The sequence below is a fragment of the Microbulbifer sp. MI-G genome (assembly GCF_030440425.1).
GTDB lineage: Bacteria > Pseudomonadota > Gammaproteobacteria > Pseudomonadales > Cellvibrionaceae > Microbulbifer > Microbulbifer spongiae.
This window is the reverse complement of sequence record NZ_CP098023.1, coordinates 2,896,731-2,910,000: the sequence shown is the minus strand read 5'-3', so window position 1 is coordinate 2,910,000 and position 13,270 is coordinate 2,896,731. Positions and strand designations below refer to the sequence as shown.

The window sequence follows — 13,270 nt, the reverse complement described above, 5'->3', positions numbered from 1 at the left end:
GGTCAAGCGACTAAGCGTATACGGTGGATGCCTTGGCAGCTGGAGGCGATGAAGGACGTAGGAGCCTGCGATAAGCCCTGGGGAGCTGGCACACAAGCTTTGATCCAGGGATTTCCGAATGGGGAAACCCACCTGTTTACAGGTATCACATACTGAATTCATAGGTATGTGAGGCGAACCCGGGGAACTGAAACATCTAAGTACCCGGAGGAAAAGAAATCAACCGAGATTCCCTTAGTAGCGGCGAGCGAACGGGGATTAGCCCTTAAGCGTTTTATGTTTTAGTGGAAGGATCTGGAAAGTTCCGCGATACAGGGTGATAGCCCCGTACACGAAAAGGCATTTAACGTGAAAACGAGTAGGTCGGGACACGTGTTATCTTGACTGAACATGGGGGGACCATCCTCCAAGGCTAAATACTCCCAGCTGACCGATAGTGAACCAGTACCGTGAGGGAAAGGCGAAAAGAACCCCGGAGAGGGGAGTGAAATAGAACCTGAAACCGTATACGTACAAGCAGTAGGAGCCCTACGGGGTGACTGCGTACCTTTTGTATAATGGGTCAGCGACTTATTGTCTGTAGCAAGGTTAACCGTTTAGGGGAGCCGTAGGGAAACCGAGTCTTAACAGGGCGTTTAGTTGCAGGCAATAGACCCGAAACCCGGCGATCTATCCATGGGCAGGTTGAAAGTTGAGTAACATCAACTGGAGGACCGAACCCACTAATGTTGAAAAATTAGGGGATGACCTGTGGATCGGAGTGAAAGGCTAATCAAGCCGGGAGATAGCTGGTTCTCCTCGAAAGCTATTTAGGTAGCGCCTCGCGTCTCACCCACGGGGGTAGAGCACTGTTTGGGCTAGGGGGTCATCCCGACTTACCAACCCCATGCAAACTCCGAATACCGTGGAGTGCAATCGCGGGAGACACACGGCGGGTGCTAACGTCCGTCGTGGAAAGGGAAACAACCCAGACCGCCAGCTAAGGTCCCAAATACCAGTTAAGTGGGAAACGATGTGGGAAGGCCCAGACAGCTAGGAGGTTGGCTTAGAAGCAGCCATCCTTTAAAGAAAGCGTAATAGCTCACTAGTCGAGTCGGCCCGCGCGGAAGATATACCGGGGCTCAAACTGGTAACCGAAGCTGCGGATGCTCTTAGGAGCATGGTAGAGGAGCGTTGTGTAAGCCGCTGAAGGTTGACCGGGAGGTTGGCTGGAGGTATCACAAGTGCGAATGCTGACATGAGTAACGATAAGGGGGTGAAAAACCTCCCCGCCGGAAGACCAAGGGTTCCTGTCCAACGCTAATCGGGACAGGGTTAGTCGGCCCCTAAGGCGAGGGCGAAAGCCGTAGTCGATGGGGAACAGGTTAATATTCCTGTACTTGCTATTGCTGCGATGGAGTGACGGAGAAGGCTAGGCCGGCATGGCGATTGGTTGTCCATGTTTAAGGTTGTAGGCTGGGGACTTAGGCAAATCCGGGTCCTTAAGGCTGAGAGCTGATGACGAGTCTCTATTTTGAGACGAAGTGGTTGATGCCCTGCTTCCAGGAAAAACTTCTAAGCTTCAGGCAATAGTGAACCGTACTCTAAACCGACACAGGTGGTCAGGTAGAGAATACCAAGGCGCTTGAGAGAACCCTGGTGAAGGAACTAGGCAAAATGGTACCGTAACTTCGGGAGAAGGTACGCCGGTTTTGGTGATGGGACTTGCTCCCTAAGCTGAGGCCGGTCGAAGTGACCAGGTGGCTGCGACTGTTTATTAAAAACATAGCACTCTGCAAACTCGTAAGAGGACGTATAGGGTGTGACGCCTGCCCGGTGCCGGAAGGTTAATTGATGGGGTTAGCTTAGGCGAAGCTCTTGATCGAAGCCCCGGTAAACGGCGGCCGTAACTATAACGGTCCTAAGGTAGCGAAATTCCTTGTCGGGTAAGTTCCGACCTGCACGAATGGCGTAACGATGGCCACGCTGTCTCCACCAGGGACTCAGTGAAATTGAAATCGCTGTTAAGATGCAGTGTACCCGCGGCTAGACGGAAAGACCCCGTGAACCTTTACTACAGCTTTGCACTGAACTTTGAGCCTATTTGTGTAGGATAGGTGGGAGGCTTTGAAGCAGTAACGCCAGTTATTGTGGAGCCGTCCTTGAAATACCACCCTGGTATGTTTGAGGTTCTAACTCAGGTCCGTGATCCGGATCGAGGACAGTGTATGGTGGGTAGTTTGACTGGGGCGGTCTCCTCCCAAAGAGTAACGGAGGAGTACGAAGGTGCACTCAGCATGGTCGGAAATCATGCAATGAGCATAATGGTATAAGTGCGCTTGACTGCGAGACAGACATGTCGAGCAGGTACGAAAGTAGGTCATAGTGATCCGGCGATTCTGAATGGAAGGGTCGTCGCTCAACGGATAAAAGGTACTCCGGGGATAACAGGCTGATACCGCCCAAGAGTTCACATCGACGGCGGTGTTTGGCACCTCGATGTCGGCTCATCACATCCTGGGGCTGAAGCCGGTCCCAAGGGTATGGCTGTTCGCCATTTAAAGTGGTACGCGAGCTGGGTTTAGAACGTCGTGAGACAGTTCGGTCCCTATCTGCCGTGGGCGTTGGAGATTTGAGAAGAGTTGCTCCTAGTACGAGAGGACCGGAGTGAACGAACCTCTGGTGTTCCGGTTGTCACGCCAGTGGCATTGCCGGGTAGCTATGTTCGGACGGGATAACCGCTGAAAGCATCTAAGCGGGAAGCCTCCTTCAAGATAAGATCTCCCTGACTCCTTGAGAGTCCTGAAGGGCCCTGGAAGACTACCAGGTTGATAGGCTGGGTGTGGAAGCGTTGTGAGGCGTTGAGCTAACCAGTACTAATTGCCCGTGCGGCTTGACCATACAACAGAGATGGTTACTGGCGACTGAGCGAGTGGATTGTGTATAGAAAGGCACACAACAGGCGGCTTGCGGTGTATTACTACAGGGTGTTTTACCGAATGATTTGGGGTTATCGCCGGTCACACTGACCGAGGCAAACAGCGATAACACGGCGGGCAGAGTTAAGGCTCTTAAGACCAACGCCACCCGGAGCCAGTTTGCCTGACGGACATAGAGCTGTGGAACCACCTGATCCCTTGCCGAACTCAGCAGTGAAACGCAGCATCGCCGATGGTAGTGTGGGGTCTCCCCATGTGAGAGTAGGTCACTGTCAGGCTTTTAAAGAGAAAACCCCTGCAGGGAAGCCTGCGGGGGTTTTGTTTTTTGGGGTATATGGAACTGGTATTTGCTGCCGGGCAGCGCAGGTGCGGGCCTGGGGCGCCAAGGCCAAGGGTGGCGAGTGGGGTTTGCCATACACTGGGGCTACTGTGAGGTTTCTATTGCAGGGCTCTGATCCTTTCCGCCTCACCTTGAGCTTTCTTCCAACCTTTTCAAATTCGCTAGCTGGCTCTTTGTTTATTGCTTAAAAAATTGACTCAGCATTTATTTATCGTCCAGCGCGCTGGAATGCCGTGTTAGCAGTTGCAGTGTGCAACAGTTTTTTTAGCATTTTAACAATGATTTCTGGCTGATCTATTTGTATGTGATGCTGAGAGTTTTCTGTAATTATATGAGTGCAGCCTGGGATACTATGTGCTACAAGGTCATGGGAGTGAATCCATTGATATTGTATCTCTTTTGAATACATGGCCATCCCTCTGCCGGCGCTAATAATTGTTACTGGAATAGGGCTTATTATACTCTTGTTTTCTTTTGCTTGCTTTAAACTGGTCTCCCTGTAACTTAATTCCCGTTTAGCTCCTTTGGATAAAAATATAGACGCTAAAAATTTTTTAATTTTCGATTGCTTCCAACCCTTCACAGCATTTATTCTACATAATTCGTCCATTTCTGCGGCCATAGGATCTATTAACAGTATCCCATTAACCTCATCAGCGTACAAACCCGCAAAAATTTTTACAAATGCACAACCCAAAGAGTGGCCAATTAAGATATATGGGGGCTCCAACCGGAGCCCATGGAGCAGTATCTTAAGTTCTTTTGCAATAGTCAGTCCGTCTCTTTTAAGATTTCTGGACTTGCTTTTCCCATATCCGACCCTGTTATAAAGACAGAATCTTCCCTGGATGTCACTTTTTTCAATAAACTGTCTCCATACTTCCAAAGTATCGCCAAGGCCAGACTCTAAAACAATGACTGGCCCCGTCTTGCCAAGTAAAACATATTCAGTAATTTGTCCATTTAAATCAATAAGATGGGATTGCATTGTTTTGCATATACTCCTGTGCCCTGAAAGCGACTATTACGCTTGGCGCAAAGGCAACGGTAGCCTTCCCGCTTTTTACCGAAGGTAAAACTAGCGCTTTTATTGCCATTCGTGCTGGCTTTCCACCATTAGCCTTGTGCGGTCGCCGGTGATTGTAAAATCATATCCACTGCGCTGCATATTCCTGAACCCCTTTCAAGATTTCGAGCAGGTGCTTGGTCATCCAACTGCAGCGTATAGTTTATTGGCATATCAATGTAAGTGTTTTGCTATGGATTACCAGGCTGAATGAATTCAATGCGAATGTTGTGTCTCTTAGTCCACTCAATAAATTCAGGACTAATAAACTCCAGCCCACTATTATACCTACAACACTGGATTTTGATTGCCATTCCACTAGCGGATTCAGCACCCGGCACTGACGGCCATCTGACAAGTGGTTGTGCATCAAACCCATAGGCCAGACCTGACGCTGCAAACAGGCTCCTTCGAGGGTTCTGGCCTGTGGCGCTTTAGACGTCGTTTTGACTGTGACCTTTCCCCCTGAATTAACACCACGATCTCGATGAGATTTTCAATTAACCTAACGGGATGGAGATCTCACAATGAAGAAGCGTTATACAGAAGAACAAATCATCAAGGCCATCAAGGAGCACGAAGCGGGTACCAAGGATGATGATATCTGCTGTAATCTCGGCATATCCACGGGTACTTTCTACAACTGACGAAGCAAGTACGTAGGCCTGGAGGTCAATGAGGCCAAGCGGCTGAGGGAGCTGGAAGCCGAGAACAACAAACTTAAGCGGCTTCTGGTTGACAAGCTGCTCGAAGTCGAGGCAATGAAGGATGTGCTCTCAAAAAAGTGGTGAAGCCCATTGGCAGGAAGCAGGTTGCTCATCACATGATTGCAGAGCATAAGCTGAGTGAGCGACTAGCCTGCCAGCTTGCGGGCATTGGCAGAACCGCATATCGATACAAAGCCAAATCTGCAAATGATCATGTCTTGCGGGCTCGACTGACGGAATTAGCCGTTGGGCAATCAGCCTACGGCTATTTACTGCTGCATGGCATGCTTAAAGCTGAAGGACTGGTAGTCAACAGGAAGCGTACTTATCGAATTTACACCGAAGAGAACCTTCAGGTCCGCACAAAGAAACGGAAGAAGCTCCAACGGCCAAGGCAACCAATGGAGGTGCCCGTCAAGTCGAATCAACGATGGTCCATGGACCTTGTATCGGATTAGTTAAGCAGCGGCCGTCGCTTCCGTGTATTGAACATCGTTGACGATTTTTCTCGCGAGATGGTGGGCCAACTGGTCTCAACATCCATTAGTGGACAGCACGTGGCTCGATTCCTGAAGCAGCTTTGCGAGCAGCGAGGTAAACCATCGAAGATTGTGTGTGACAACGGCACCGAGTTTACCAGCAAGGCGATGTTCTTCCGGAGCCGTGAATCTGGTGTTGGTCTGGGCTTTATCCAACCAGGAAAGCCAACGCAGAATGCATTTGTGAAAAGTCTTAACGGCAAGTTTAGGAATGCGTGTTTGAATCGCCACTGGTTCAGAACACTGGAAGAAGCTCGCTGGGAAATCGATCAGTGGCGAGATGAATCACCCCGGGTTTCTCGGAGGCTAACTTTCTTGAGAGAATTAGCCAATGAGCAAACGACCTGGATACTCCCCCGAAGTACGGGAACGCGCAGTTCGCATGGTGTTGACCGGCGAGCACGAGCACCAATCACGCTGGGCAGCGATCACATCTATCGCTTCCAAGATCGGCTGCACACCCGAGACCCTACGATCATGGGTCAACAAGATGGAAGTCGACAATGGTACTAAACCCGGCACCACCAGCAGCGACGCAGCCCGCCTCAAAGAGCTGGAGCGCGAAGTCCGTGAGCTGAAGCGCGCTAACGAGATCTTGCGCAAGGCTGCCGCTTTTTTCGCCCAGGCGGAGCTCGACCGCAAACCGAAGTAATGGTGGCATTCATTGACCAGGAACGTGAGGCGCACGGTGTCGAGTCAATCTGTGAGGTTCTGCCGATTGCACCGTCGACCTTTTACCGCTGCAAGCATCTACAGGCCAATCCAGAGCAACGCTGTGCGCGCGCTCAACGTGACGATGAGCTGAAGCCCGAGATCCAGCGGATCTACGAAGAAAACCACCGCGTCTATGGTGCACGCAAGGTCTGGAAGCAGCTTAACCGTGAAGACGTAAAGGTCGCCCGCTGCACAGTTGAACGGCTGATGAAGGTACTGCAAGTGGAAGGTGTTCGAAGAGGCAAACGTTGCGTTACGACTATCCCGGATGAGCTGGCCGATAAGCCGCTGGATCTGGTGAATCGCGAGTTTACGGCAGAGCGCTCCAACCAGCTTTGGGTGGCCGACATAACCTATGTCGCAACTTGGTCTGGTTTTGTTTATGTCGCATTCGTTGTCGACGTATTCTCCCGCTACATCGTTGGTTGGCGCGTATTAAAGAGCCTTCAAACCGACATTGTGCTTGATGCTCTGGAGCAGGCACTCTGGGCACGAGGTAAGCCCCGTGGCGTTACCCATCACAGTGATCGAGGTAGTCAGTACCTGTCAATTCGATATACCGAGCGGCTTAGTGAGGCGGGTTTTCAGGCGTCAGTCGGCAGTGTCGGCGACTCCTACGACAACGCACTGGCAGAAACTATCAACGGTTTATTCAAGGCGGAGGTCATCCACAGGGCAGGTCCCTGGAAAGGGCTGGATGAGGTTGAACATACAACCTTGACCTGGGTCGACTGGTTTAACCATCGCCGCATTCTTGGGCCAATTGGCGATATGCCTCCAGCTGAATACGAAAACCTATATTATCAACAAACCGAGTCTGCCCAAGCGGCATGACTCAAATCAAATTGCCTCCGACAAACTCGGGGTGATTCAAGAACACTACAATACCATCAGGCCGCACAGCTCACTCGGCTATATACCACCAGTTGAGTTTGCTCAAAAGGTGGCGTAATGTACCGGAATTTCATCCTGCGAATGGTACTAATGCTGGGGAAAGGTCAATTTGCATATAATTTTTTTCTTAAGAAGCAGATTGATTAGTCAACGGAAACGATATATTTGACTGACTTCATCAAGGGTGAAGTGCTCACGTGGTAAGATGGTTATCAGTCTACTTTAGCATTTTTCCTCGGTGCTTCAGAAAGAAATCTGGCGCGTCTTGATCTGACGATCCTTGTTGATTTGGCAGTGCCTGTCAGTTCAATGTATCGCCGCTTGAGAGCGCTATACACCCTTAAATGAGCACGGCTTTTCATATCTCATTTCGACGGATTTTTGTTCACGATATTGGCCGAGTAATGAGACCCCTATTCCTGCCATGATGATGATTCCTCCAACGATTTGAGCAAAGTTGGGAATCTCTTGCAGGATAAGAAAGGCGAAGAAGGTACCGGCAACGGGAGTGATGGCTGTCGCGATAGAGATATCAGCAGAGCTCGCCCCTCCTTGGAGCCCTTTAAACCAGGTGATCTGCCCAAAAACGATAATGATCGCTCCATATACAAGCATCCACACCCAGAGGAAAGGGGAAAGGAGATCTTCAAAGTGGTTGGGGCCAAATACAGAGAGGACTATGATCGAAAAGAGGATCACCCCTGCAAGCATGCGGAAGACTGAAAAGACGCCAATAGGGACACGATCAAGTAGTTTTCGGCTCACCTGAACGGCAATGACTCCCAAGAGTGTTGCTATAGCAGTTAAAATTTCTCCAGCTTTGGGAAAGGTTTGTAGGAATTGGTTCACTGCAGGATTTCCAACGTCCAGCATTTTCATGGTCATCTGCCTTTCCATCGGAGGTTGATTTAGGGCAAAAATAGCAATAACACCAATCAATACAACAAGGGCACCTACTATTGAGAACCCTGTAGGCCTCTCCCGAAACATAATATAAGCTATCAAGAGTCCTAAGGGAGCATCTAGTGTTGAGATTAAAACGACATTGGTCACTTCCGTGATCATTAGAGCAATAAAGAAGAAGGCAGGGGCCAGAACTCCAGACATCAGGATAAGCACAAGCATGTAAAACCAGTCTTTGAAAGGGTACTGTTTTAAGACACTGAGGCGCCAATCTTTCCTATAGATGATAAAAAGTGTGATACCCGCTAAAAGATTTCCAGCGAACAAGAGGTTACAAAAAGAGATGGGGTTATTCCCATGGATGGGATGACCGGCTCCTAGCTCTCCGATTTTTGCAACGACTGAGTTGGAGGCAGCAAAAATTAGAATCGAGATCCATAGCCAAAATCGAGTGCTTTTTACGACGGGTTGATTTTCCATTTTGTATCCTTTGAGCGCTGCGGATAACTCCAGCGCATCTACCTCGTTCTATTCCAGGCATGCTTCTACCTGCGGTTAGTAGGAAAGCAGGTCAGTCTGACCTGGATCAGTTTAGACCAAATCTGACCCATTCGCTTGATGGAGCTTGAGGCAGATCCAGCGAACCCGCCCAACTTGCCAGTTGTGCAAAGCTAGTGGCAAAGAGTGCTATGCAGATTAATTGAACCGAGCCCCCGCTTCACGGGGCTAGCCCGAATACACCACGCTAGAAGGGCGATGGAGGCTACAGAGAAGTGGTGGCGTCGGCTGGATATGCTGACCCTTTGTGACAGAATTCTAGCGGCTTTCCTGGTTACCATTTCGGGAGTAAGAGACATTGGGGCCAAGATTCAGTTTGTACTGATATGACCAGAGCATTCAACGAGAGATACTTTCGCTATTCAGGCTGAGACTGCCAAATGATTGGGTGATGTTCATATTGCTTTATTAAAATCACAGCCTCCTCAAGTGGCAGAGCAGATTTCGAGGACGCGAGCTGAACGCCTGTCTTCGAGTAGTCGAGGCGGTTGACATAGTGCCAGAAAAACTCCGCAAAAATGCAATCGCTGGAATGGAACATTATTTCTGATCGAAATGTAGTGGGGTGTAAATCATCTTCAACAAAGAGATAGTTTAAATAGTATTGATAGCTGGCCATGGATTTTGTACTGACTGTTGTGTGCTTGGGCTTTCTGTATACTGGGAATGGCGACACTTGCCCAGTGGTGTAACAGCCGGGAGAGATCAGTTTCTGAACCGCAGCTTTCCATACAGGAGAGAAGGATGGACAAGCAAAGCGTACAGAGTGAAGTCGTGGAATTCCTCAAGACACAGCTAGGCAGAGCACTGGTGGCGGAAAGTCCCCCTAACAAGTGAACAGATACGCGATCCGACGACAAACCCTGTATTGCGTCAGGAAAATGATATTGAGTCTTGGGTTGTCAATATTCAGGACGCAATAAAAAAGTGCATAAGGCTCAACCTAAACTCTTGGCGTTGGCCAAAGGTCGTGACTGTATGCACTATGGCAATAACGACGGTACTGCAGTGGCGGTCCACTAGCAGGGGGCACCTGGTCACAGCTAAAGCAAGGGCAAGGGAATCAAGTCCCACGATGCAATGGCTGCACCTTCTGCTACTGATTATCGTTACCCAAAAAAATTTGTATTTAGAGGAGCGCATCACCGCAAGAGAGAAAGCACTCGCCTTTCTGTTAAAGCTGGGCCACAACGCGTCTGTACTCGAAGAGTGTGGTGAGGATGAGCTACATCGCACTACCTGCCGCCTGGCCCATTGCTGGGATGGCGACGAAATCACTTTCACCTCTCATGACGACATTGTGAGCAATTTTGAGGTGGTGAGTCGCGGCCGGCAAAAACGACGAGCAGGGCCTGTAACCGTGTTCGTCGGTGACGAGATTCACATATTCACTTTCTGATCCAACGTGAGACACACCAGTATTACTTATTGAATTAGGGCCATGCCATTTGACGTAGATAACCAAGTAGTTATAGTTGGCAGCTATGCAAGCTTAGGCGGCGATGCCATTACTCGAAAAAATCAAATTAATTGATTTATTATGGTACTTAGGAGTAATTCGTTACTGGGCCTGGTAATCAGCGTTCGGTTCTATATTTGAATAGTTCTCGGTTGCGAACCTGGATAATGAATTTTTTCTAAGGGCCAAGGGTTAAAATTGTTAGTTTCAACCAATACCTTATCCTAAAAGTGAGTTTCTGTTATGTATACTACTATCGGTTATCAATCCCTCCAAGCAAATTCATCGAAGATAAGAACGGAATTTTCGGAAGACTATACTCAGGAAGATATCTATGAGGAACAAGTCAGGCCTTGTGCGGGACAAACGTTTACCCGAGGAACACATGCAAACTTTGCTAAAATTCAAGGCGCTAGAGACCTTACAGCTAAGGCAAAGCAGGATGAGGAAAGAAAGAAGTTTAAGGATAAGTTCAAACACGAGCCTGCGGAAGGGGATGTCTGGGAGAATCCCGGCACCTACCTTGAATTGCCTACTTTAAAAGAGGAACCGGGGAAAGCAGTGTCTGGTCCAGCCAATCTAATCCGTCAGGCAGATAAGAAATTTTATGACCCTCAGGAACCTCAATCAGGTAAACATAAGCGTAAACGTTCACCCAGGAAATATGTTGAAAACGATCAGGCCAGACTATTTATTGGGCAAAAAATGGAACAAATTCAGCAGATTATTATGCGCAATAATGGTCAACAAAGGGCTGACTTATTAGTGCTAGGAGAGTTTGAGGGAGCCAAACAGGCCTGGGGGTTTTTGAATAAGATCAATGGCGAATTAGTGGCATCGTATCGTGCGCCGAAGGCCTGCAACTCTTTCGCTGCTTACAGACCAGCTCCCCTCCCCCCACCCAAAAAAAGCTAAGCTAACCCAAGAATTCAATCAACCTATAAACCATAAAAAGCTTAAAATATCTGAAGATACCAACGCGTTACCGACTCGAAACTGTAAGAAAGTCTGCGAAGGTCCGGGCTATTTAGGAATAAGGATCAATGGTTTTAATGTTGTGTTCGTGCATGTACCAAACGCATTTAGCCAAAAGCTTTCGAAAGTAAAAGACTTCTATAAAAAAATCAATAATCAATTCCTTAATGGCAAAAACCTGGGAAATATTGATATTGTTATGGGTGACACAAACCAACATTCTGAACCTTTAACCCTCCAAGCACTTAACAATGTAATTAAAGATTCACATTTTGTCTATGCACATAATCCAAATCTAGATTTGGCGTCTAAAGCTTTTTCGTCCAAGATTTCCCCACTGGATGGTTATGATTTGGCATTGAATGGTACCAACTCGGTCCAAACCAAAATATTTGATATTGCCGCATACAATACGAAAACAGTTGCATTGCAGACTCACGGCTATTGGTCGCAAAACATCGGTTCTTTAGTCAAGGAGTCCAAAGTGGCTGTTTCAATGACTGATCATATGGGACTTTTTATTACTATTAAAAAGCCTGGGCCAGCATAGATGTCGAGCCCATCTCTTAATCAATAACACATCGAGGGCGAGAATAATACTGTTAAATACAGAGGCCTATGGTATACGGGCATTGAGAGCCTTGTGATCATGCTGATCAGCCCCATCGACAAACAGGCCGCGCGGCTTGCCTTCGAGCAATTGGAAATTCAGCGGCACGCACAGATTGACCAGGCCGCCCTGCAAGCCGAGCAGGCGCTCACCCGGTGTATCCGGGAACTGGAAGGCAGTGCCGCCGACCTGAAGCAGATCTCCATCCTCGGTCGCACGATGTTGTTTCTGCGCGGTAGCCAGCGCCCTTTATGGGGCTTCGCCACCTTGTATCTGGACTGGCCCTGGTTTGCTCGCTGGACCCTCACGGAAAAACAGGAGACCGCGTTGATCGCCATCAACCTGTTGGTTCTGAGATTTTTATTCGGCGAGCGCGTAGTGAAAAATATCTGCCCGTTTATTGCGGAAATTTTCCGGGCCAGAAAAGGGTAAGGGCATGGCACTGACACCGCAGGAAGTGGAACAGATCGCCCGCGCGCTCCATGTGGAAATTATGGTGGCCCAGGGGATGGAACCGGAAGACGTGCGTGAAATGCAGAAAGATATTGTCTATCTGCGCACCCAACGCAAAGCAAATGAACAGGTCGAAACCTGAACTCGCCGCGTGCTGCTGCTGTTTGTGTTTACCGGCGCCTGCACCCTGCTGGACACCGGTATCAAGGCTGCAATTACGAACCTTTTCAAATGATCAAGCCCGACAGCCTGCGCGCCTTTATGAAAGCAGCGGTCCCCCACCTGCGGTGCAACCCCGAAATCCTCAAGGCCTTTCTCGACCGGGGCGCACTGATCAGTACAGGCGTCCCCGGTTTTGCCTTCGAGTACCTCTACACCCTCAATGTGTTACTCACCGACTACGCTGGCCATTTGGATGCGGTGGTGGTACCGCTGCTGGTATGGATCAGCGAGCAGCAGCCGGAATTGTTCCACAACCCGGACCTGCACGATCAGATCCATTTTGAAGCGGAACTGCTTGATCAAGGTAAAATGGATCTCTCTGTCGAGATCTCGCTTACCGAACGCGTGGGCGTAATCCCCAGGGAGGGCGGGGGCTTTGCGGTTGAGCACTACCCCGAGCCCCAGGAGGACCCCCCTGGCCGGCCACCCACTAGCGACTCTACCTGCGCGACGAGTTGATCGCCGAATGGGATATCAGTGAGGGCCAGGTCGGTGGCTGATTCCCTGCAGCAACTGGAGATCTGGGCCGCCCCCCTGCTGGCCAAACTGGCCCCCGCCGAGCGGCGCAAGCTGGCGTGCACTATTGGTATCGAACTGCGCCGCCACCAGCGCCAGCGCCTTTGCCTCCAGCAAGCCCTACAACTTGCGCGGCAAGGCCGGCCACTTGAATCGCCGCGGCAAAATGTTCCCGAAACTGCGCACTGCCAAACATCTCAAACTCCGCGTCTCTACAGATAGTTTCAGCGCTGGTTTCTTCGGTCGTACCGCAGGTGTGGCCAGAGTCCACCACTATGGCCTTCGAGAGCGGGGTATCCGCTACTCCGCTCGCGAGCTGGTGGGGTTCAGCGCTGACGATCAGGAGCTGGAGCGGGATTTGTTGTTGAAGCACCTGGCGGGCTGAATTCCGGCCGA

At 49.6% G+C, this 13,270-nt stretch carries 11 protein-coding genes, 2 rRNA genes, 1 pseudogene and 1 other annotated feature; of the genes and pseudogenes, 12 read left to right on the top strand and 2 right to left on the bottom strand.

Annotated elements, in window-relative coordinates; all coding sequences use genetic code 11:
* Positions 1-2,880 (top strand): 23S ribosomal RNA (locus tag M8T91_RS12220).
* 200 nt (positions 2,881-3,080) lie between these two features.
* Positions 3,081-3,196, top strand: a 5S ribosomal RNA gene (gene rrf / locus M8T91_RS12215).
* A 270-nt stretch (positions 3,197-3,466) separates the two neighbouring features.
* Here the strand turns inward: rrf and M8T91_RS12210 are convergent.
* A complete protein-coding gene (locus M8T91_RS12210; RefSeq protein ID WP_301414439.1) occupies positions 3,467-4,246 on the bottom strand; it encodes an alpha/beta fold hydrolase in 780 nt (259 codons plus the stop codon).
* Between the two features lie 605 nt (positions 4,247-4,851).
* Here M8T91_RS12210 and M8T91_RS12205 point away from each other — a divergent pair.
* From M8T91_RS12205 to M8T91_RS18955, 3 genes and pseudogenes are all read left to right on the top strand, one after another.
* Positions 4,852-5,849, top strand: a pseudogene (locus M8T91_RS12205) (IS3 family transposase); the annotation flags it as partial.
* 52 nt (positions 5,850-5,901) lie between these two features.
* Positions 5,902-7,118 (top strand): IS3 family transposase gene (locus M8T91_RS12200; protein WP_301414438.1). Its coding sequence is split into 2 segments (ribosomal slippage): positions 5,902-6,190 and positions 6,190-7,118, totalling 1,218 coding nucleotides; the frame shifts between segments, so codons are not numbered across the junction.
* Positions 6,180-6,296 (top strand) — a sequence feature (AL1L pseudoknot). (Overlaps the previous gene by 117 nt.)
* Before the next feature lie 31 nt (positions 7,119-7,149).
* Positions 7,150-7,236: an integrase core domain-containing protein gene (locus M8T91_RS18955; protein WP_367317772.1), complete on the top strand. Its 87-nt coding sequence runs from the start codon at positions 7,150-7,152 to the stop codon at positions 7,234-7,236.
* Positions 7,237-7,508: 272 nt separating this feature from the next.
* On the opposite strand, the gene M8T91_RS12195 is transcribed toward M8T91_RS18955, so the two are convergent.
* Positions 7,509-8,561, bottom strand: coding sequence for a DMT family transporter (locus M8T91_RS12195; RefSeq protein ID WP_301414437.1), 1,053 nt, complete (start codon positions 8,559-8,561; stop codon positions 7,509-7,511).
* A gap of 1,153 nt (positions 8,562-9,714) precedes the next feature.
* On the opposite strand from M8T91_RS12195, the gene M8T91_RS12190 reads away from it, so the two are divergent.
* The 7 genes from M8T91_RS12190 to M8T91_RS12160 all read left to right on the top strand — a co-directional run bounded on the left by M8T91_RS12190 (position 9,715) and on the right by M8T91_RS12160 (position 13,259).
* Positions 9,715-10,038, top strand: a complete 324-nt coding sequence (locus M8T91_RS12190) for a hypothetical protein (protein ID WP_301414436.1) — start codon at positions 9,715-9,717, stop codon at positions 10,036-10,038.
* A gap of 303 nt (positions 10,039-10,341) precedes the next feature.
* Complete coding sequence (locus M8T91_RS12185; protein ID WP_301414435.1) at positions 10,342-11,013, top strand: hypothetical protein; 672 nt, start codon at positions 10,342-10,344, stop codon at positions 11,011-11,013.
* Entirely contained in the window at positions 10,943-11,623 is a 681-nt protein-coding gene (locus M8T91_RS12180) for a hypothetical protein (RefSeq protein WP_301414434.1), read from the top strand. Before M8T91_RS12185 ends, M8T91_RS12180 begins: the two co-directional genes overlap by 71 nt.
* A 93-nt stretch (positions 11,624-11,716) precedes the next feature.
* The gene (locus tag M8T91_RS12175) at positions 11,717-12,115 is read left to right on the top strand and encodes a hypothetical protein (protein ID WP_301414433.1); all 399 of its coding nucleotides are present in this window, start codon (positions 11,717-11,719) and stop codon (positions 12,113-12,115) included.
* A gap of 4 nt (positions 12,116-12,119) precedes the next feature.
* A complete protein-coding gene (locus M8T91_RS12170; protein ID WP_301414432.1) occupies positions 12,120-12,278 on the top strand; it encodes a hypothetical protein in 159 nt (52 codons plus the stop codon).
* 89 nt (positions 12,279-12,367) lie between these two features.
* Complete coding sequence (locus tag M8T91_RS12165) at positions 12,368-12,817, top strand: phage tail protein (RefSeq protein ID WP_301414431.1); 450 nt, start codon at positions 12,368-12,370, stop codon at positions 12,815-12,817.
* Between the two features lie 124 nt (positions 12,818-12,941).
* Positions 12,942-13,259, top strand: coding sequence for a phage virion morphogenesis protein (locus tag M8T91_RS12160; RefSeq protein ID WP_301414430.1), 318 nt, complete (start codon positions 12,942-12,944; stop codon positions 13,257-13,259).
* The last annotated feature ends 11 nt before the right edge of the window (positions 13,260-13,270 follow it).